21 protein-coding genes are annotated in these 19314 nt (G+C 43.6%); 9 read left to right on the plus strand and 12 right to left on the minus strand.

The annotated features are described in order from the left end of the window. Positions 1 to 19: 19 nt before the first annotated feature. From NFU07_RS06385 to NFU07_RS06410, 6 genes are read right to left on the minus strand one after another with little or no spacing between them, the layout of a single operon-like run. Positions 20 to 1099, minus strand: coding sequence for an ABC transporter ATP-binding protein (locus NFU07_RS06385; protein WP_251475941.1), 1080 nt, complete (start codon positions 1097 to 1099; stop codon positions 20 to 22). Further along, on the minus strand, positions 1096 to 1923 hold the full coding sequence (locus NFU07_RS06390; protein ID WP_251475943.1) for an ABC transporter permease: 828 nt from the start codon (positions 1921 to 1923) through the stop codon (positions 1096 to 1098). Before NFU07_RS06390 ends, NFU07_RS06385 begins: the two co-directional genes overlap by 4 nt. After that, entirely contained in the window at positions 1923 to 2807 is an 885-nt protein-coding gene (locus NFU07_RS06395; protein ID WP_251475945.1) for an ABC transporter permease, read from the minus strand. Before NFU07_RS06395 ends, NFU07_RS06390 begins: the two co-directional genes overlap by 1 nt. Continuing rightward, positions 2791 to 4038 (minus strand): ABC transporter substrate-binding protein, encoded by a 1248-nt coding sequence (locus tag NFU07_RS06400; protein WP_251475947.1) that lies wholly within the window; start codon positions 4036 to 4038, stop codon positions 2791 to 2793. Before NFU07_RS06400 ends, NFU07_RS06395 begins: the two co-directional genes overlap by 17 nt. A 25-nt stretch (positions 4039 to 4063) precedes the next feature. Next, the gene (locus NFU07_RS06405) at positions 4064 to 4729 is read right to left on the minus strand and encodes a TVP38/TMEM64 family protein (protein WP_397443704.1); all 666 of its coding nucleotides are present in this window, start codon (positions 4727 to 4729) and stop codon (positions 4064 to 4066) included. Continuing rightward, a complete protein-coding gene (locus tag NFU07_RS06410) occupies positions 4726 to 6612 on the minus strand; it encodes an FAD-dependent oxidoreductase (protein WP_251475951.1) in 1887 nt (628 codons plus the stop codon). The genes NFU07_RS06405 and NFU07_RS06410 overlap by 4 nt, the downstream gene beginning before the upstream one ends. A gap of 154 nt (positions 6613 to 6766) precedes the next feature. Between NFU07_RS06410 and NFU07_RS06415 the strand changes: the two genes are divergently transcribed. From NFU07_RS06415 to NFU07_RS06430, 4 genes are all read left to right on the plus strand, one after another. Beyond that, positions 6767 to 7348, plus strand: coding sequence for a CDP-alcohol phosphatidyltransferase family protein (locus NFU07_RS06415; protein ID WP_251475953.1), 582 nt, complete (start codon positions 6767 to 6769; stop codon positions 7346 to 7348). Between the two features lie 16 nt (positions 7349 to 7364). After that, positions 7365 to 8456, plus strand: coding sequence for an FAD-dependent oxidoreductase (locus tag NFU07_RS06420; protein WP_251475955.1), 1092 nt, complete (start codon positions 7365 to 7367; stop codon positions 8454 to 8456). A gap of 212 nt (positions 8457 to 8668) precedes the next feature. Further along, positions 8669 to 8992 (plus strand): PadR family transcriptional regulator, encoded by a 324-nt coding sequence (locus NFU07_RS06425; protein ID WP_235197244.1) that lies wholly within the window; start codon positions 8669 to 8671, stop codon positions 8990 to 8992. Continuing rightward, positions 8985 to 10013 carry a DUF4097 family beta strand repeat-containing protein gene (locus NFU07_RS06430; protein ID WP_251475957.1) on the plus strand — a complete coding sequence of 343 codons (1029 nt, stop codon included), beginning with the start codon at positions 8985 to 8987 and terminating at the stop codon, positions 10011 to 10013. The genes NFU07_RS06425 and NFU07_RS06430 overlap by 8 nt, the downstream gene beginning before the upstream one ends. Before the next feature lie 41 nt (positions 10014 to 10054). Here NFU07_RS06430 and NFU07_RS06435 read toward each other — a convergent pair whose 3' ends face one another. The 3 genes from NFU07_RS06435 to NFU07_RS06445 all read right to left on the minus strand — a co-directional run bounded on the left by NFU07_RS06435 (position 10055) and on the right by NFU07_RS06445 (position 13214). Beyond that, positions 10055 to 10903, minus strand: coding sequence for a patatin-like phospholipase family protein (locus tag NFU07_RS06435; protein ID WP_251475959.1), 849 nt, complete (start codon positions 10901 to 10903; stop codon positions 10055 to 10057). A 55-nt stretch (positions 10904 to 10958) separates the two neighbouring features. Continuing rightward, positions 10959 to 11636, minus strand: a complete 678-nt coding sequence (locus tag NFU07_RS06440; RefSeq protein ID WP_251475961.1) for an SOS response-associated peptidase — start codon at positions 11634 to 11636, stop codon at positions 10959 to 10961. A gap of 90 nt (positions 11637 to 11726) precedes the next feature. Beyond that, on the minus strand, positions 11727 to 13214 hold the full coding sequence (locus tag NFU07_RS06445; protein ID WP_251475963.1) for a GGDEF domain-containing protein: 1488 nt from the start codon (positions 13212 to 13214) through the stop codon (positions 11727 to 11729). Between the two features lie 301 nt (positions 13215 to 13515). Here NFU07_RS06445 and NFU07_RS06450 point away from each other — a divergent pair, with 301 nt between their 5' ends. After that, positions 13516 to 13947 carry a hypothetical protein gene (locus tag NFU07_RS06450; protein WP_251475965.1) on the plus strand — a complete coding sequence of 144 codons (432 nt, stop codon included), beginning with the start codon at positions 13516 to 13518 and terminating at the stop codon, positions 13945 to 13947. A 123-nt stretch (positions 13948 to 14070) separates the two neighbouring features. On the opposite strand, the gene NFU07_RS06455 is transcribed toward NFU07_RS06450, so the two are convergent. Beyond that, a complete protein-coding gene (locus NFU07_RS06455) occupies positions 14071 to 14259 on the minus strand; it encodes a hypothetical protein (RefSeq protein WP_235197250.1) in 189 nt (62 codons plus the stop codon). Positions 14260 to 14326: 67 nt separating this feature from the next. Beyond that, on the minus strand, positions 14327 to 14806 hold the full coding sequence (locus NFU07_RS06460) for a metal-dependent hydrolase (protein WP_235197251.1): 480 nt from the start codon (positions 14804 to 14806) through the stop codon (positions 14327 to 14329). A 93-nt stretch (positions 14807 to 14899) separates the two neighbouring features. Between NFU07_RS06460 and NFU07_RS06465 the strand changes: the two genes are divergently transcribed. From NFU07_RS06465 to NFU07_RS06480, 4 genes are all read left to right on the plus strand, one after another. Further along, complete coding sequence (locus NFU07_RS06465; protein ID WP_235197252.1) at positions 14900 to 15526, plus strand: YfbR-like 5'-deoxynucleotidase; 627 nt, start codon at positions 14900 to 14902, stop codon at positions 15524 to 15526. Positions 15527 to 15620: 94 nt separating this feature from the next. Then, complete coding sequence (locus NFU07_RS06470) at positions 15621 to 16922, plus strand: hemolysin family protein (protein ID WP_251475967.1); 1302 nt, start codon at positions 15621 to 15623, stop codon at positions 16920 to 16922. Positions 16923 to 17169: 247 nt separating this feature from the next. Further along, on the plus strand, positions 17170 to 17529 hold the full coding sequence (locus NFU07_RS06475; protein ID WP_251475969.1) for a YolD-like family protein: 360 nt from the start codon (positions 17170 to 17172) through the stop codon (positions 17527 to 17529). 118 nt (positions 17530 to 17647) lie between these two features. Further along, positions 17648 to 18496, plus strand: a complete 849-nt coding sequence (locus tag NFU07_RS06480) for a YihY/virulence factor BrkB family protein (RefSeq protein ID WP_251475972.1) — start codon at positions 17648 to 17650, stop codon at positions 18494 to 18496. A 41-nt stretch (positions 18497 to 18537) separates the two neighbouring features. On the opposite strand, the gene NFU07_RS06485 is transcribed toward NFU07_RS06480, so the two are convergent. Further along, positions 18538 to 19311, minus strand: a complete 774-nt coding sequence (locus NFU07_RS06485; protein ID WP_251475974.1) for a class I SAM-dependent methyltransferase — start codon at positions 19309 to 19311, stop codon at positions 18538 to 18540. Positions 19312 to 19314 lie beyond the last annotated feature (3 nt).

The following is a 19314-nucleotide window of genomic DNA, read 5'->3' on the forward strand; positions in this document are numbered from 1 at the left end:
GGAAAAAAGAACAGAAGCGTTATTGGCTGACGAAGTGCAAATCTTTTAAATGGACGCTTAGCTTCACCTTTTCCCCAATGGAAACTGCTTCTGCCTGCCTGCAGGAAATCGAACATTCCAGCTCGATTTTTTCTGTTTGGACGATGCAAAGATAAAATCCATGGTTGAAACGCAATTGCTTTACAATTCCTTTGAAGAAAATCTCCTCAATTGTCGGTTGCTCCGTTAAATCAGTGGAAAGTTGCAGCCTTTCAGGATGGATGACCAAATGGGTCATCGAAGATTCTCCTTGACCCGCTATCGCCACTTGCAAGCCGCTATTTTCCACGATGAAATTGCCGGCTTCCACGCTTCCTCTTAAGATGTTTTTTAGGCCGAGAAAAGCTGCAACTTGAGCGCTAGCCGGCTTTTCGTATAATTCCTTTGCCCCCGCTACTTGCAGCAACTCCCCGTCGCTCATCACTCCGATTCGGTCGGAAAGGTGGAAAGCCTCTTCGCGGTCATGCGTGACGAATACGACAGTCGTCCCAAATTCTTTGTGGATACGGCTCAGCAAGTCCCGCATTTCTTCCCGCAGGCTCGGATCGAGGGCGCTGAATGGTTCGTCCATCAATAGGATGCGCGGGTCCGATACGAGAGCCCGTGCAAGCGCAGCCCGCTGTTGCTGGCCGCCGCTCAGTTCATCCGGAAAACGTTGTCCGTAGCTTTTTAAACCAACATGATCGAGCATTTCACGCGCTCGTTCAATCCGTTCGGCTCGTTTCACTTTCCTCATTTTCAAACCGAAGGCAATATTGTCTTCCACATTCATATGCGGAAACAATAGCGGCTGTTGAAAGACCATTGCAAAGTTCCGCGCTTCCGAAGGAACATTTGTTATATCTGCCTCGCCTACCCAAACTTCTCCGTTATCCGCTTGCTCCAAACCTGCCAGCAATTTTAATAGCGTCGTTTTGCCACAGCCGGATGGCCCTAAAAGCGAAAAGAATTCGCCTTCTTCTATCGTTAAATGAACCGGTTTAAGTGAAAATGCCGGGTTCTCTTCTTTCTTTCTCTCTCCAAACTTTTTTTCAAGCTGGAGAATGCGCAGCTGGTTCATTCCCTCACTCCTTTAATGGCGACAGCAGCCTGCTTTTTCTTATAATACCTTTTCAATGCCAAATCCAGGATCAGCAAGGCAACAATGGCCATCCCTGCAAAAAGCAAGGAATAAGAAGAGGCAATCGCCGGATCCCCGCCGCTGATAAATGGAAATAGCAGGATTGGCAAAGTCATCACTTGTCCGCTGCCAATAATGAAAGTGATCAAATACTGGCTTAAGGAAATCAAAATGCTCAAACTGGCTCCTGCAGCGATACCTGGCATTAGATGCGGAAGCACGACATGATAAAAACGTGAAAACGGGCCTGCCCCCAACATTCTTGCTTGGTTTTCCCAATCAACTGATAACGTGCTGTAGCTGGTTATTGCAGCCCGTACAACATAGGGAAGCGTTGGCGAAATATGGGCAAGAACCACACCAAAAATCGTTTCGGTCAAACCTATACGCAGAAATGTTAAATGGATTCCCATGACTGCTACAAAAGGCGGGATAACAATAGGCGCAAAAATAATCGCTTCAAACAGCCATTTCCCTCTTAGCGGGTAACGCACAAACGCATTAGCCGCTGGCACTGCAAGAATGATGTTAACCGCCGTTACGATAAAAGCAATCAGCAAACTGACGCCAATGGCTTGCCAAGTGGTTGAATTGCCGAATAGCACATAATCCCAGGCACTAAGACTAAAGGATTCCGGCAAAACATTTGGCCATATCCAATTATAGGAAAAACTCGTCAGAACGAGTGGGAGAAATGGGAGAAAGATAAACATGAGCAAGAAGAGAAACAGGAATATTTTTGCGGGCAGGTGATTTTTTTTCATCATTCCCACCCCTTCAATACGTTCCATCGCTTGCTGAAATAATAGGCGATGAGCCCTAATAGAACAGTGAGCAGCGCCAAAACGAGATTAACAGCCAAAGCTTCCGGCCGGTCGGCTAACGTTCCGCTCGAATAGAGCTGATAGGAATAAACCGGCAGCATGCTCGGATAAGTGACGCCTAACAGAAAAGGCACTTCAAATGCAGAAAACGTGAAGACGAACACGATAAAGGCGGCAACTGTCCAAGCAGGCAGGATAGCAGGAACAACGATTTCACGGATAAAATCCCGATTTCTTGCCCCGTACACGCGCGAAACATCCCGCCATTGCTTGTGAATTCTCGCCAGCACCGGATATACCATCAAAGCAACAAACGGCGCTTCTTTCCATGCATAAGTTAGAATGATCCCCCATCCAAATGAATCATTGACAAGCACCGGAAAATCCGGGATTTGGTCAAGAATACCTATCGCCGCCAAGATTTTCGACAAAAAACCGCTTTGCATGAACAACAGGACGATGACATATCCTCCCACCAGATGCGGGATGGTCAAAGGCAATTGAAACAGGCGATTCCATAAGTTAAGCGCCCCTGATTTCGACGTTTCACGCATCATAAAAAGAGCCACAGCCACAATGGCCCCTAGAATGGCGGATATAGCAGCAGAAAGGGCAGCTATCCGAATGGTGACGATTAGGGAATCCCAAAATGCATCGGATTGAAGAAGACTTGAATAGGCCTTTATTGAAAATTCGGTTTCGCCAATAGCCGGAAAATAGCCTAAACTTTTTAGAAAACCGTCAAAAAGCCCTCCAAAAAACAGGAGGACTATGGTGATGATGGCAGGAAAAAGCAAAAGATACGGTTTAATCTTTCGCAACATTTTCCATCCACCCTTTTTCAATCACTTCGATATAATCAGAGGATAATTCTGGCAAGCGATTCCCTTCCAACTCTTCCAGCGGCAAAGTCGCCGTACCAAAATCCACTTCGTTCATGGCCTTTTGCTGCTCGGCAGATAGCTTCTCGAAATCCAACGCAGACAGATCTCCCCAATTCTCTGGAGACAGTTTCGCAGTCTGAGCTTCTGGAGACAGCATTTCATTGATCGCCACTAAAGCTCCTGCTTTATCTGAAGAGTTGAATGGAATCGATAGGAAATGAGTGTTTGCCAAAGTCCCGCCTTCCAATAGGAAGGTCTTGGTCGTTTCCGGGAATCGGCCTTTCATGACTTCACTTGCAGCAAGCGCCGGATCGTAGCTCATGGTCATCGAAACTTCACCGCTTGCATACAATTGGTCCAGTTTTGCCAGGCTTTCAGGGTAGGTTTCGCCTTTCCGCCATAAATAAGGTTCAATCTCATTCAAATATTGCCACATTGGCGCTAAACGCTGTTCCAAATCTTCGATATCCGCTGCCGGCTGCTGGTATTGCTCATATCCGCCAGTTGTTTCATAAAGCACATGGCGAATAAATGCGCTGCCTGTAAAGTCTGGCAGTGCTGGATATGTAAACTGGCCTGGATTCTCTTTGACCCATTCTGCCAGTTCATCCATAGACTTTGGCGGTTCGGCAACTTTCTTTTCATCATGGACAAAAACAAACTGTGCTTTGCCCCATGGTGCTTCAAGGCCTTCTACCGGTTCTCCAAAGTCCTCTGCCACTTCAAGTGCATCAGGATCTATGTATTCATTGAAGTTGGGCAATTTTCCAGCAAAATCTCCCCACAGCAATTCATTGTCCTTCGCGGCCTTGAAATTTTCCCCGTTAATCCAAATGATATCAATGCTGCCTTCTTTCTTTCCCGCTGATTTTTCGTCCACTAATTGGTTGATGAAATCTTGGGCATCATTGACTGGTACGCGCTGCAATTCCACATCATATTCTTTTTGCAGACGGGGAGCCACCCAGTCATCCAAATAACGATTGATATTTTCGTTTCCGCCCCACATATACATATTGACTTCTTGCCCGCCGGCTTCTGTCGCAATCGTCTCCCAATCGCTAGCCAGCAAATCGTCTGTTTTGTTTGCAGCCGTATCATTTGCTTCGTTTGAACATGCCCCTAAAGCCAGTGCCAATAATCCAGCTGCTGCGAATGCTAACTTCCTCATCTTCCCACTTCCTAAACTTTGATAATTACATTTTGTCCGCCATGTCTCCCGCTTTGTTCCAGCGGTTCCGAAGGAGGACCGAAACGCTTGTTAAAAGAACGAATACCGCTACGGCTCCTGCGATAATTGCCGGATTGCCGCTGATAAAACTGCTGCCTAAAAAGTTTAATGCAAATGTACCCGGAACGATCCCGATAACCGTAGCGACCGAAAAAGGGATAAACTTCACTTTTGCGATTGCAGCCGAATAGCTCACCAAGTCAAAGCTGAATCCTGGGAATAGGCGCAATGCCAACACGTAAAAAAAACCATTGCGCTCCATCTGCAATTGGATTTTCTTCATACTTTCCGGCCATTCTTTTTTGCCTAAACTTATACCTAATTTTTTAGCTACCGTAAAGGAAAGCATCGCGCCGAGCGAAGCTCCAATTATGGTATAAAAAGTTCCCATCCACGGGCCGAAGGCTAAACCTCCGGCTATGGACAGGATAGAAGCAGGGAAAAACACCAATGGCCTAACTGTATAAACCGCCATATAAATAAGGGGTGCTGCAATTCCAAAAGAAAGAATCCAGCTGCGGACTTCCTTTACATCAAGTTGAAAAACTGAGCGGCTGATCCAGTAAACCGTTCCAATCGCTAAAATGGCTGCCAGCCACAGAAAAACCTTTGGAAACTTCAAGTGGTTCATGCGTTTCTGGTATGCGTGGAAATGCTGAAATAGCGGTTTCTCATTTCATTATAGCGTTTGCGGTTAACGCCGGCATCTGAATAGCCTACGCGAGAAGCGGACCGGAACTCAATCTGCTGTGCTGCATCATTGAAATAAAATTCGATATCGTCTTTGAACTTCATCGTTTTGGATCTTGCCACTGCATATACGTAATTGTCGTCTTCTTGAAGAACCGTAACGCCTTCAAATCCTTTCAACATTCCCATCAAATTCTTCTTCGCTTGGCTCTTGCTGCCATTATACGGCAAAGCCGCTACATATTTTTCAAGATCAAGCGCTTGGGAAGAAACGGCGTTTGGGGTAGAAGGAACTTGCTTCAATCGGCCACCCTCAACCCCTAGCTTCGGCTTCACATTGTTTTTAACAGCCATCGTAGCCACAGCGGATCCTGCTGCTATTGCTGCAGTCGCCAACAAACCTTTAGCCGTCACCGGATTTTCTCCATCTTTCGCTTTATTGAATGCCTTCACAACCGGTTGGTTCAATAAATTATCCACGTAGACTTTTTTGCCGATCTTCACCAGCACTTCGCTGTAAGTCGGGTACGGATGAATGACACCGGATAATTTCCCTAAGTTGATGTGAAGCGTTTTAATGGTTTGGATTTGGCTGATGATTTCACCGGCGCGATCCCCAAGCACACTTGCGCCTAGGATAAAGCCTTTTTTATCCAGGATGATTTTTACTTTTCCGATGCTGTCTTTCTTGGTGTTTGCACGGTCTAGATGCGCATAGTCATGCTCGTAGATCCGGATGGAATCCCCGTATTTTTCACGGGCTTCTTCTTCTGACAGACCAGACCGGCCTAGTTCAGGATCCGTATATGTACACCACGTCACATGTTCGTAATCCATTTTTTTATTGATTGGCAAGATGGCATTTTGAGTTGCCGTAATCCCTTGTATATTAGCCATATGGGAAAGCTGGTAAGGGCCGACTACATCACCGATTGCATAGATCCCTTTAGCCGTCGTTTCCAAATGATCGTCAACTTGAATGCTTTTCGAATCGTATTCGACACCCGCTTTATCGAGTCCATAACCTTCTACATTCGCTTTTCGGCCAAGCGCTACGAGGAGGCCTTCGCCTTCCACTTTCATCTCTTTGCCGTCTTTTTCGATATGCAACGTGATATTTCCGCCATTCTTTTCCGCTTTCACAGCAGTTGCCGATGTATGAATCGTTACCCCTTCATCAATCAACCGCTGCTGCACCATTAATACCAATTCTTCTTCGTCTTTCGGCAAAATCCGTTCCGATTTTTCCACTAATGTGACTTTCACCCCTAAACGGTTCAAGGCTTGGCTTAATTCCACACCAATTGCTCCGCCGCCAAGGATGGTCATCGTTTTCGGGAAAGACTCAAGCGTAAAGATCGTTTCATTGGTTAAATAGTCTACCTGATCCAACCCTTCAATTGGCGGAACCATTGGTGATGAACCTGTAGATAAGATGAATTTCTTTGCCTCTACCCGCTCGCCGTTTACTTCTACAGCATGGGAATCCAAAAATTTCGCGTAGCCATTGATGAAATCAATGCCGGATTCCTGTAAAACTTCCGGAGACTCCCCTTCGTACACTTTTTGAATGATTTCTTTAATATCCCGTAATACTTTAGCTGTATCCACTTGAAGATCCGGCATATACTTTTTCGCATGGTGGACTTCTTCTGCAATATTGATCAAAGATTTGCTCGGGATACAGCCAGACCATGTACATTCTCCCCCTGGAAGATTTTTATCAATAAGCACCACTTTTTTTGAAAATCCAGCGGCTGTAAAAGAAGCTGTCAAACCTGCCGCTCCTGCTCCGATGACTGCAATATCGTATTTTTTTACCATTTCTGATCATTTCCTTTCTCTTATCCTTTTATTTGGTTGAATCAGCAATTTGCATTTCTCTTATCCTTTTTCCGATACTAGAAGCAAGATTAGAGGTTCGAAAAGAAAAGCTATACTATACTAAAACTATCTTAAAAACGAAAAGGTGAAATCCATGCTTGATACCCATGCTCGAAAACATGTTCAACCCGCTGTCGAGAAGACAGCCGATGCCTTATTAAAGCTGGGCTTTACAGCTAACGGCGTGACGAAAATAGCCTTTGCCATCGGGATATCATCCGGACTCCTCATTTACTTGGACAAGCCTGTCCTTGCGGTTATTGCTCTTTGGCTGTCTGGATATCTGGATGTTGTCGACGGCACGATGGCACGCAAAACGAAGCCTTCGCCTTGGGGGACTCTGCTCGATATCAGTTTTGATCGTTTGGTGGAAATCGGAGTGATTTTGGGGCTTGCTTTTCGCTTTCCCGATTCGATGTGGGCATTGCTGCTCCTATGTGCATCCATTGTTATCGCCATGACCATCTTCCTGACAGTCGGTGCCTTGTCCGACAAAAAAGGAATGAAATCTTTCTACTATCAAGCTGGTTTAGCTGAACGGACAGAAGGCTTTATACTCTTTACCCTAATGATTCTTTTTTCAACATATTTAACGGCGATTACGTTAATTTTTTTCGCAATCCAGATTTTCACGATTTCTCAACGGCTGGCTGAAGCTAAGCGGATTTTGAAATAGGAAGAGAGTGAATGAGATGAAAACTCTTTTGATGGTCGGCGGCGGCCATGCCCATCTATATGGCTTGAGGCAACTGGTTTTTGAAGGGCTGCAGGATGTGCACGTATCCTTGATCTCCCCTTCTCGCTTCCAATACTATTCAGGAATGTTTTCGGGATTTGCTGAAGCGTTTTACGAACTGGAAGAAATCCAGATCGATCTTCAAAAGTTGAGCGAAAAAGCAGGCATAGATTTCATCGAGGACCGGATTGTCCAAATCGATCCAGCCAATAAAGAAATGATCGGAGCCAAAGGCCAGGTTTATACGTATGACGCGGCCTCGTTTGATATCGGTTCTGAAACGGCTGTGCCGAATGAATGGAAAGATCTTGTTTCCTCCGTTAAACCCAACTTCCGTTTTTCAGAAACCGTCACTTCGTTTCGTGAAAGCCTCTTCCCGGCAATTGTCGGGGGCGGCGCTTCCGGGGTGGAACTGGCATTAGCTGTTTTAGCGTGGCGAAAACGGCATGGCTATTCTGAAAATGTCATTTTAGCCAGTTCTTCCCCTTTACTGGCTGCCCAAGGAAAGCACATTTCAAAAAAAATCGAAGCGATCGCCAAACGCAAAGGATTGCAGGTTCTGCCCAATCAAACCGTGAATAAAATCGATGAACAAAGTTTTACAACGAGCAGCGGAAGTCTATATCACCGGTCAGAAATTCTTTGGCTGACGGGACCGGCAAGTGCTGCATTGTTCCGGAATTCCAAATTGCCGGTAGACTCTTCCGGTTTTTTATTGCTCAACGAATTTTTGCAGAGTGATGCCTATCCTTCCATTTTTGGCGCAGGTGATTGCGCAAGCATAAAACCTTATCCTTCTCTTGCCAAAAATGGCGTATATGCAGTTCGGCAAGGTCCCTTGCTTTGGGAAAATCTGAAAAGCTTCCTTTTCAGCCAACCGTTAAAACCGTTTGTGCCCCAAAATCGTTTCTTATCTATTCTTTCTACTGGAAATAAGGAAGCTTTGCTTCTATATGGCAAACAATCTATTCATGGGAAATGGCCGTGGATTTTAAAGCAGCGAATCGATCGCAAATTTATGAAAACCTATCAAAAGCTCTACGAGTAAATCCCGAAATCACAGTAGATGGAATTAGAGGCACCCTGTAAAAGGGGGCCTCTTTTTGCATTTCTGCGAGATTATCCTTTAGATAATTGGCCTATTTTAAAAGTTTTCTGTTATTTATTACCCACTACCTTGCACTGAACAGTACCGTGTGATATATTGTTCTATATTCACTACTACACAATGAATAATAGCTTAGAAAGGAGTGACTAAACATGAATGTCCAATTTAAAAAGGGTGTCTTAAATTTATGCGTATTGGTATTGCTGGAAAAGCAAGATCGATACGGGTATGAGTTGGTCCAAAAAATTTCAGACCGCATCTCCATTTCGGAAGGGGCTGTGTACCCTTTATTGCGAAGATTGACAAAAGAAGGCTATTTCACCACCTATTTGCAGGAATCTTCCGAAGGCCCTCCGAGAAAATACTACACCTTAACAGAAGCTGGCCGAACTTATCTTACAGAGCAATTAACGGAGTGGAAAAGTTTTACCGAAGGCGTCAACCAATTGATCGAGGAGGGAATTTCCAATGACTGAACACCAATTTCTTTTAGAATTAGAAGCGGCTTTGCATCCATTGCCGAAAGAAGAACGCAATGACATTTCTCAGGATATTCGCGAGTACTTTTCAAATGGCCGGCGTGATGGAAAACAGGACGAAGAAATCGCTGCAGAACTTGGAACGCCATCAGAAATCGCCAAAGAATTGATTGCCGCTTTTGACTTTAGCCAAGTTGAAGAAAAACCGAAAGCAGTAAACCTCTCGAAAGACGAATTCGATAAAGTCGATATACAAATCGATAACGGCACATTGGAAATCGGATTATCCAAAGACGGGGAAATGCATGTGGATGTTGAAGATAAAGGCTATAACCAGCAATTGTTTGTTGATATCCTAGACCGGACATTGGTCATCACTTTAAAAGAGGAAGTAAAAAAATGGGGGATTTTCAGTTTTACGATCAATACCAAATCGCCGCAAGTACGTGTTCAACTTCCCTCTAAATTCTACGATTCATTGAAAATAATAACGGATAACGGCAGAATCTACGGCGCCGATCTGGAAAGCATCATTTTATCTGCCAAATCGGATAACGGCAGCATCTGCTTTGAAGATACAAAAACAGCAGATTTGAATATCCGCTCTGATAATGGGGCTTTAAAATTAAAATCGAGCAGGACAGAAAAAGTTGAAATGAAGTCGGATAACGGCAAGATTGAACTAGAGAACATTGCTGCGGAACAAGTAAGGCTGCAATCCGATAATGGCAGCATCTTAATGGACAATGTCGATGGAAAAATATCAGCAGAAAGCGACAACGGCCGAATCAGGCTGTATACGTCTAACCTTGATCGGGACATCACCTTGAAAACGGATAACGGCGGCATTACCGTTGAAACTTCCGAAGAACCGGCGAACGCTTCCATCCATGCCCATAAGGACTATGGAAAAGCAAAAATCTTCGGCATAAAAAGCAACCATACTGTATACGGTGCCGGCCAAAACTCAATCATTCTAAAAACCGATAATGGCAGCATCGAAGTAAAAAAATCATAAGCTTTCTTTTCAGCCGCTGAATCTCAGCGGTTTTCTTTTTGTCACGAATGGATAAAATGCTTGATTTCTTCCAATTTCCGCTCTGTATCTTGATAGCCTAATTCATAGAGTTCTGTCAGCTTTTCGACATCCCGTTCCATTCCAGTCATTTTTATGAACTTCGAAGGTTGGATGATGATTGCTTTCCCTTCCTCTTCCAGCTGCTCAATAAATTCCATTGTTTCATTGTAGCGGAGATACCAATTTTCCATACTTTTGATGATGCCAGGGAACTGGCGGTAAAGAGCCGGCATTAAACGAGCGAAAGAGTTTCTTTTTTTTCGGTAGCCTTTTTCTTTTGTTAACACGATAATCGGTTTTGTCACTCCGTCTTCAAGCGCTTTTCGGATAGGAATTGGATCTGCAACGCCGCCATCCATTAACAGGCGGCCTTCGAATTCTACCGGTTTTGCCATAAAAGGCAAAGAGCTGGACGCCCGGACAATGGATAAAACATCTTCTGGATGATTCCGTTTTTCAAAATAGACGGCTTCGCCTGTCATGCAGTCGGTGGTTCCGACAACAAATTCTTCCGTCGCTTTTTGAAAGCCAGCATAATCGAACGGCACAAGCCGATTTGGTATTTCATCAAAGATTAAATTCATGCCAAACAACTCTCTTTTCAACAGTAAGTTCTTTACCGAAATATAGTCAGGGTGCTGGACATAGCCAATGGTGACTTCACGGTTCCTCCCCATTTGACGGGAAACATAAGACGAGGCATTGCATGCTCCTGCAGAGACGCCAATGATATAGTCTACAAAAACTTCTTCCTCCAGAAACCGTTCTAAAACTCCTCCCGTATAGACCCCTCTCATGCCACCACCTTCTAATATCAAACCGCTTTTCATGGCACACCGTCCTTTCTTATGCAAAAAAGCCGGCAAATTTTCTGCCAGCCTGCCTTCACCCTATTTTCTTGATTAATTCCGGCCCATTGTTTTTCGGTGAATTCACCGCTTCTGATACTTCATAGGCTTCCATTTCCTCTGCATTAAACGGTTTCAGCAACTCTCCAAGTATCTCTGGATCTTGTACTTTAGGATCCAGCCATATTTTCTCTGCTTCTTTCGTTAGCACCACAGGCATACGGTCATGGATAGTCGCCATCAAATCATTCGGCTTGGTCGTTAAAATCGAACATGTATTTATCGTTTTTCCATCCGGGGACTTCCAGGATTCCCATAAAGCCGCAAATGCAAAAGGTTCTTCCGATTTCAACTTTATGCGCATCGGCGTCTTCCCGGAGTCATTCCGCTGCCATTCGAAAAAAGAATCCGCTACTACAAGACAGCGTTTTTTCTTGAATGCATTACGGAAACTCGGTTTTTCAGCTGCAGTTTCCGCTCGTGCATTAATCATTTTATAGCCCACTTTTTCATCTTTGGCCCATGGCGGGATCAATCCCCATCTAAGCAAACCCAGCCGGTTTTTCGAGCCATCGTTAACGACGGCCAGAACTTGGTGGCTTGGCGCAATATTATAACTTGGTTGGTAATCTTCTTCACGGACAGTTGCTTCTTCAATGTCGAAACGCTGCAATATGGCACTGTAGTCCGCATATAACGAGTATCTTCCGCACATATTGAAATCCCCTCTTTCAAAGAAGTCGGTTCCTTTCATTTAATATAACAGAATTATTTGTTTTTTGTTATTTTCATCTTTCTTATCCGTTTATACATTCACCGCATCCCCTGTAAAAAAGCGATACTGGTTTTTGCCGTAATTTTTTGATTCGTATAAAGCAAGGTCCGCTTTTTTATATAAAGTTTCCGCGTCATCATTTTCTTGGCCGAAGGCGATGCCAATACTGACCGTAACATCAATTGCATCTGTCCCCGGCTCCTGGAGCATCAAGGTCCGCATTTCGCGGATTAAAAGCGAAGCAGTGCGTTCAATCATTTCCTGATTCGCCTCCGGAAAAATAACCGCAAATTCATCCCCGCCAAGTCTTGCTGCTACGATTTCTTTTCCGGCATGGTGTTGAATGATTGCTGCTGTCCGCATTAAAAACCCATCTCCGCCGTCGTGGCCAAGAAAATCATTGACGAGCTTAAAATTATCTAAATCCATCATCATCAAAACGGGTTTGCTGTCTTTTTTCTGCAAAAGTGCTTTCAAGCTATCATCAAATGCTGCCCGGTTTTTAAGGCCCGTTAAGCTATCATGGAAAGCTAAGTAAACCGGGCGCGCCAACCAATGGGCAATTAGATAGGAAAGTATGATGGCCATTGCCAAGATGAGGAGCAGCGACCAAATGAAGTTTTGCTTATATTCCATCGACATCGCTTTCAGTTCTTTATCATTTCGGACCATTTCAATGATCCGCTGGACTGGCATCCCTTGGCCATTCAAAGCTGTATAGGGAATATAGCGGTAGAAGGCTTTTTCGCCTTCCCAATCCCCTTCAGCTTCCACCGTTCTTCCGTTTGCTATGATGTTTTCAAAAATTGCCCTTTTGGAATCGTCAATAACAGGATTGCCGCTGTCTTCAATGGTTCTGGCACCATCAACCAACGAACCGTCTGTTTCATAAATCTGTATGCCATCTAAAGAATCATGGGCAGAAATCAGTTCCTCTGCAGCAATCAAAAAGTTGAACGTGCGGTAAATGGTTTTATCACTTAAGGAATAAGCCAGTATAAATAAATATTCATGGTCAGGTGAAGGTATATAGCCATACTTCTTAATTTCCCCATCTTTTTGCTGAAGCTTCATGGCGTCCTCCACGAAAGCCAGGCCATTTCGCCGTTCATTGAGAATGGAAAAATACTGTTCGTCCACTCGTTCTTCCACGGATAGATCCGTGCTTTGGACCATCTTATTGCGGTCATCGATTATATAAATATCCATATTGAATTTCTGCTTTAAGACAATAAGATCCCAACTCTTTACATCCGGATTCTCTGAATAGCGTTTAAGCAATTCTTCGCTATTCCATTTCATGCGGTCTGTAATTTCCGTATCAAACAATTCGTAGGCGCCGTCTACAGATTTCAATGCATTCACAACTGTTTCCTCTACTAATTGCAGTTTCTCAGAATGTTCCCTCTCAGCAAGCTTTTCCATTTGCCGAAAGTTTAGGAAGGCTACAGAAAAAGAAACCATTATCGAAAATACAAGAATGATCAAAGTTAAGCGTATTTTGAAATTCCGGACCATTTTGCAGCCTCCTCTCACTAATTCAAAACTACCAAGACTATTATACTACCTAATTTACAGATTAGAACGATTTTTATTTTGAATTTTCCACTTTATTATTACGTCGGTGATTTTTTTAAATTCTAATAATCAAGAAATTATTTTCTGGTACGAAAGCTTTGATTTTCATAAAAAATTCAAATCTTTTGGCAATACTTTAGCCCATTAGATGTAAAAGCCTAACGAAACGGCTGTCTTCGCCCCTTTCCGAACGAAAGAGTGGTATAATAGAGATATCATTAGTTTTAATAGGAGGAATTACATGGCTACTGCACGAGAAATGAGTCTGGTCAATAAAGATTTTCTGGTAGAAGAACTCGGGCTGAAACAGCAAGGAAACTCAACTATCTTTACGAACGAAGATTGTTTTGTATTATCGCCGTCGGTTCAGCGTTACGAAAAGGGATTTGATATCAGTGAATTCAACTTGGCTAAGTTTGATCCTGAGCGTCAGCAAGGCTTTTTGATCGTACGGTATATGGATACCTTTTTAATGGCAAAACTTGAAAGTTTCCGGACAAAAATGATGCCGCCAGAATTGCAGATTAAAAAGAAAAATACGAAGCCGCATTGGAAATTCACTGTCGCTGAGAATCCTGCTTACCATCTGGTAAATACGCAAAACAAAGAACTTCGCTACCGGCTGCAAGAGCCTACCAAAAAGCAAATCATTTCATTCTTTAAAAAAATATAAGCCCGTCCCGCAATGAACGATATTGCGGGATTTTTTTGTAAATAGCTGCATAATAATTGCTGCCTCCCATTTTCTTTCCATTAAAAAAGCGAAGCATCCATTTCGGATGCTTCGCTTTCTCGTTTAGTTCTCTTCCGACTCACCGATTGGATTTTGTTCATCGCCAATTCCTTCATTGCTGTGAGCCCCTCTTTTTTCCATTTCTTCGCCGTCTTCTGCAGATTCTTGCTCAATACTTTCGTACTCTTCGCGCTGTCTCCGGTTTCCTTCTTGTCGTGGATGTCTGCCATTAGAAAAATCATCTTTGCCCATAATTTTTCCTCCTTTACCCATTTTGTAAGAGTATTCCCGTCTAAACTTCTATAAAACAACGATTTCCTTAAAAATAAGAAAGGAAAATATCATAGCCGAAATAGACGACCAAAACAGAAAGAGCTGCAAAAACAAAGTACTCGACTGTCCCCCCTGTGGTTGTAGTAACCGGAAAGCGAACCGTCACTTTCAGCGGGAAGAATAGCTTAATGCCATTCTTTGTTGCCATGTCCAATACATAATGGCTCGCCATGCCGACAAGCAGCCCCGCCGTAATCGCCTCGTTGGCGGTAAAAGAATTAAATAAGATGGCAATCAGCACTAAAAACAAAAGGCTGTGCGTAAAAGTGCGATGCCCGAATAATTTATTGACCACTTTTGAAAGAAGCGGAAACGTTCTTCCAATTTTACTGCCTCCGTGGCAAATATCCGGCAAAATTGCACCTGCCACTCCAGATATGAGCAGAACGACAGGATCATAATTTGTGATTTGGGCAAAAGCAAGACTTGCTGCAATACCGCCTGTGATGTGTGTTTTCCCTGTCATGCGCTATTATTCCCCTTTTTTTAGAATGTCTATTTCATTATACGCAAAATGGGGTATGGTGTTGATATAGAAAATAATAAAGGAGTCGAGGGAATGGGAATTCATAAGTTTTTTACTTCATTAAACGATTTGGAGCGGATTATCCGCGCGCCCGGAAGATTCAAATTCGAAGAACACAATGTAGCGGCGCATTCATGGAAAGTCAGCCAATACGCATTGTTCTTCGCTACGATCGAAGAACGCGATGGCCAAACCATCGACTGGAAATCCTTGTATGAAAAAACGATCAACCATGACTTTGCCGAAGTTTTTATCGGAGACATTAAGACACCGGTTAAACATTCATCTCCGGAATTAAAAGAAATGATTGCGAAAGTCGAAGAAGGCATGATGGAAAAATTCATTTTGCGCGAAATTCCCGAAGAATTTCAGGAAGTGTTTTTCGATCGGATGAAGGAAGGAAAAGATGCAACCATTGAAGGGCGCCTGCTTGAAATGGCTGACAAGCTCGATCAATTCTACGAGTCGTTTGCGGAATTGAAAAGAGGCAATGCGGACAAGGAATTTGTTGCCATGTACCGAATCGCCTTGAAAAAACTATTGGCCATCCCGTTAAGAGCAAGCGTCACTTATTTCCGTGAAGTGATGCTTGACGATGTAATCAGCGAAGAAACCGTCATTGATATTAAAGAGATTACCCGCCAAGTGCTCGAGGATTAAAGGGAGTTCCTTGTGTATTTCCGAGTCAAATTATGTTAAATTTATAATAATACCAAAAAACCTCGGAGGTGAATCCCTTATTTAAGGGAATTTATTGGACCCCATACTTTTATTGAATTTAGCTTTACTCGTTTTATTAATCGCGTTAACCGCCTTTTTTGTCGGCGCAGAATTTGCCGTCGTTAAAGTCCGGATGTCCCGCATCGATCAATTGATTGAAGAAGGCAACAAGAAAGCTGTCCTTGTAAAGAAAGTCGTAGGTGACCTGGATTACTATCTCTCAGCTTGCCAGCTGGGAATTACGGTTACAGCACTTGGACTCGGTTGGCTCGGAGAACCGACAATCGAACGGCTCTTGCACCCTCTTTTTGAAACGCTCGGTGTGCCTAACTCTCTTTCTATTGTGATTTCTTTTGTTTTGGCCTTCTCTCTTGTGACTTTCTTGCATGTAGTCATCGGAGAAATGGCTCCAAAATCACTGGCTCTTCAATTTGCAGAACGCATGACTTTGCTTTTGAGCCCTCCGCTGTACTGGTTCGGCAAGATCATGTCGCCATTCATTTTCATCTTGAATGGCTCCGCTCGTGTATTTCTGCGTATTTTTGGAGTTCAGCCAGCGAAAGAAGAACAAGCTCATTCAGAAGAAGAGTTAAAAATCATCATGGCCCAAAGTTTCCAAAGCGGAGAAATCAATCAAACCGAATTATCTTTTATGCAGAACATTTTTGCATTCGATGAACGCAGCGCAAAAGACGTCATGGTTCCCCGCACTCAAATCATAGCGTTTCCGCAAGATTTGAGTTGTGAGGAATTGCTTGGTGAACTTCGTGAACACCGATACACGCGTTACCCGATTGCCAATAATGGCGACAAAGATGATTTGATCGGTTTTATCAACGCCAAGGAAATCTTGACGCATTTTGCGGTGACCGGCGACGTCAAAATGGAAGAGCTTATCCACGATCTTCCTTATTTCCATGAAACGACGCCGCTGCAGACTGCACTTATGAAAATGCAGAAAGACCGCACTCATATTGCATTGGTCATTGATGAATACGGCGGGACTTCCGGCATTATCACGATGGAAGACATTCTCGAGGAAATAGTCGGTGAGATTCGCGATGAATTTGACGACGAAGAAGAAGCTGAAATTATAAAAGAAAGCGATGACCGTTACATTTTAAATGGACGCGTACTCTTGAAAGACCTTCATGAACGCTTTAATTTAGAATTTGACGACAGTGAAGACATTGACACAATTGCCGGATGGATTCAGCATCAACTGATTGAAGCTGAAATCGGTGATGTAGTTGAAAAAGCTGGACATCGCTGGTCTATTTTGGAAATGGATAACCACCATATTTCAAAAGTCGCTGTAGACATTTTAAGAGATTAAGAAGGAATATGGAGGCGACCGTCTTGCGCTGGATTTTCGCCATTACGCACAAGTCTATTCCATATGCTTTCCTCTTTTATTAAGAAAATCCCCTGTACATTCAGGGGATTTTTTTATGGATAAAAACAGGCAAACTTAAGCTTTCAGCTGATCTATGCTTAAATTTCCCCTTCTCCTGTTTGACCATTCCTCACTTATTCTATAAGATAAGAACAAATGTTCTCTTATTTTAAAAGGAGGGTCAATTATGAAGATAAATAAACACCTGACTATGAATGGCCAAATCAAAGACCGAGGATCGATCAAGTGGACAGCAATGATGCTCCCCGAGCACATCCAAATGCTGCGGGATTGGCAAAAAGAAAATCACTCTACCCAGAAACCTGATTTGGATAATTTTGATCTGGAAGCAATTTACGATGAAATCCATCTTGCAGAAGCACGGCAATGCACAATTGAAATCCGTATTTGGCGCGAGCAGGCCGAAAGTTTTCTCGGGACCATTGCCGCCATCGACTTAAACACCAAATTCCTCTTTCTAGACACAGAGCTTCAAACCGAGCGAATTTCCTTCACTGAAATTATTGGTGCAAAAACAATCGAATAAGTTGCACGTGAAGCGGCATGGAAAGTTTCCCATGCCGCTTCTTTGCCTATTTAGGGTTAAATGCTTATAAGATAGGGCATATAATGAATAACTAATTTTATAACGGGAGGTTAAAGCTATGAGCAAAGCTGTATCAATCGCCAAAGAGCTGGCAGGCGAATTCAAGAAAGACCACGCGACGACGCTTGCTGCTGCACAGGCCTATTATTATCTACTTGCAATTGTTCCTCTATTAATTCTTTTACTGGCAATCCTACCTTATCTTCAATTAGATCCTGCACGGGTAATGGATTTCATCGGCACCATCCTTCCGGGAGAAGTTGCCAACACATTCCAGGATACGATTGTCAGCGTAGTAACTACTCCTTCTGGCGGATTATTGACCTTTGGTATTCTCGGGACGCTTTGGTCAGCTTCAAATGCCATGACCGCTTTTATCGAAGCCACCAACCAAGCCTATGATGTAGAAGAAACACGCTCTTTCATCAAGCTAAAAGGAATGGCCATTATCTTGACTTTGTTCATGCTTGTTGCTGTAATTGTGGCTTTAGTGCTGCCGATTTTCGGTGGAGCCATCATTGACACGATCAGTTCTTTCCTGAACTTGCCTTCGCAAACGGAAATCATCTTCCAAGTTCTTCGCTGGGTCATTTCAATTGCTGTAATGAGTGTGGTTTTAGCGTTTCTATACAAATTTGCGCCGAACAAACATTTTCCATTTAAGGAAGTTATCATCGGAGCTGTCATTGCCACAATTTTATGGCAAGTCGTTTCCCTTGGCTTTTCGTTTTATGTTGCCAATTTCGGCAGCTACTCTGCCACTTACGGAAGTCTTGGAGGATTGATCGTCTTAATGCTTTGGTTCTTCCTTACCGGACTGATTTTAGTCATCGGAGCCGAAATCAATGCTATTTTGCATCGGCGCAAACATGTGAAGAATGCGCCTGCACAAGTTTATGAAGAATAACGTAAAACACCGGACTCGCTTGAGTCCGGTGTTTTCTTTTTTTATTTCTTCTCGGCTAAAACCATCCATTCATCAATGACAAAACTCTCAATTTCCTGTTCATTTCTACGTATGTGAAAATAAGCTTGTTCTTCTTCTCCAGCGGATAATAGATGCTCCCGAACTTGTTCGATTTGCCCATCCGTTTCTGCTGTCCGCCTTACCCAAGATGGGAACTGGAACGTTTTCTTCCGGTCCACAGACTGGATTTCCACTAATCCATTGCCTTGCAATAACTGCCGCCAGTCCGTTTTTTGCAGACATCTGCCATGGCTGTCGTCCCGAAGCTTCTCGGTCATGTTCATAAATGCCGCCAGTCCCTCTTTCTCCGGGGCCACGTTATCAATCAATACGAATTTCCCGCCAGGTTTCAATACTCGGGCAGTTTCAGCAATGAACTTTTCCGGATTCGGAAAATGATGAGGCGCTATTCGGCAAACGGCAGCATCAAACGTACCCTTTAAAAATGGCAGGCTTTCTGCATCTGCCACTACGTAAAAGATATTCCCGTGCTCTGTCCGCAGATGCTTTGCTGTATTTTCAAGCATGGCTTCTGTCAAATCGGTAGAAATGATTTGAGCCGCATGAGGAGCAAGTGCTTTTGATACGTGTCCGCCTCCCGTTGCAATGTCCAGAACCGTCCAGTTTTCTTTCGGCTCCAGCCAATCCACCAGTAAGTTCAAATCATCGCCTTTTGCATGAATATCGCTCGTCACGTATTTATCGGCATTCTTCCCGAAGACTTCCTTCACTTTTTCTTTTGCTGTTTTCTCCATTGT

The organism is Planococcus sp. NCCP-2050 (assembly GCF_023708025.1).
Classification (GTDB): domain Bacteria; phylum Bacillota; class Bacilli; order Bacillales_A; family Planococcaceae; genus Planococcus.

Coding starts and splice junctions, on each gene's coding strand:
- NFU07_RS06385 (WP_251475941.1), bottom strand. CDS start 1,099: ATGAACCAGCTGCGCATTCTCCAGCTTGAAAAAAAGTTTGGAGAGAGA.
- NFU07_RS06395 (WP_251475945.1), bottom strand. CDS start 2,807: ATGTTGCGAAAGATTAAACCGTATCTTTTGCTTTTTCCTGCCATCATC.
- NFU07_RS06465 (WP_235197252.1), top strand. CDS start 14,900: ATGGGAATTCATAAGTTTTTTACTTCATTAAACGATTTGGAGCGGATT.
- NFU07_RS06390 (WP_251475943.1), bottom strand. CDS start 1,923: ATGAAAAAAAATCACCTGCCCGCAAAAATATTCCTGTTTCTCTTCTTG.
- NFU07_RS06405 (WP_397443704.1), bottom strand. CDS start 4,729: ATGAACCACTTGAAGTTTCCAAAGGTTTTTCTGTGGCTGGCAGCCATT.
- NFU07_RS06415 (WP_251475953.1), top strand. CDS start 6,767: ATGCTTGATACCCATGCTCGAAAACATGTTCAACCCGCTGTCGAGAAG.
- NFU07_RS06430 (WP_251475957.1), top strand. CDS start 8,985: ATGACTGAACACCAATTTCTTTTAGAATTAGAAGCGGCTTTGCATCCA.
- NFU07_RS06440 (WP_251475961.1), bottom strand. CDS start 11,636: ATGTGCGGAAGATACTCGTTATATGCGGACTACAGTGCCATATTGCAG.
- NFU07_RS06460 (WP_235197251.1), bottom strand. CDS start 14,806: ATGACAGGGAAAACACACATCACAGGCGGTATTGCAGCAAGTCTTGCT.
- NFU07_RS06450 (WP_251475965.1), top strand. CDS start 13,516: ATGGCTACTGCACGAGAAATGAGTCTGGTCAATAAAGATTTTCTGGTA.
- NFU07_RS06480 (WP_251475972.1), top strand. CDS start 17,648: ATGAGCAAAGCTGTATCAATCGCCAAAGAGCTGGCAGGCGAATTCAAG.
- NFU07_RS06400 (WP_251475947.1), bottom strand. CDS start 4,038: ATGAGGAAGTTAGCATTCGCAGCAGCTGGATTATTGGCACTGGCTTTA.
- NFU07_RS06485 (WP_251475974.1), bottom strand. CDS start 19,311: ATGGAGAAAACAGCAAAAGAAAAAGTGAAGGAAGTCTTCGGGAAGAAT.
- NFU07_RS06445 (WP_251475963.1), bottom strand. CDS start 13,214: ATGGTCCGGAATTTCAAAATACGCTTAACTTTGATCATTCTTGTATTT.
- NFU07_RS06455 (WP_235197250.1), bottom strand. CDS start 14,259: ATGGGCAAAGATGATTTTTCTAATGGCAGACATCCACGACAAGAAGGA.
- NFU07_RS06435 (WP_251475959.1), bottom strand. CDS start 10,903: ATGAAAAGCGGTTTGATATTAGAAGGTGGTGGCATGAGAGGGGTCTAT.
- NFU07_RS06420 (WP_251475955.1), top strand. CDS start 7,365: ATGAAAACTCTTTTGATGGTCGGCGGCGGCCATGCCCATCTATATGGC.
- NFU07_RS06410 (WP_251475951.1), bottom strand. CDS start 6,612: ATGGTAAAAAAATACGATATTGCAGTCATCGGAGCAGGAGCGGCAGGT.
- NFU07_RS06425 (WP_235197244.1), top strand. CDS start 8,669: ATGAATGTCCAATTTAAAAAGGGTGTCTTAAATTTATGCGTATTGGTA.
- NFU07_RS06475 (WP_251475969.1), top strand. CDS start 17,170: ATGAAGATAAATAAACACCTGACTATGAATGGCCAAATCAAAGACCGA.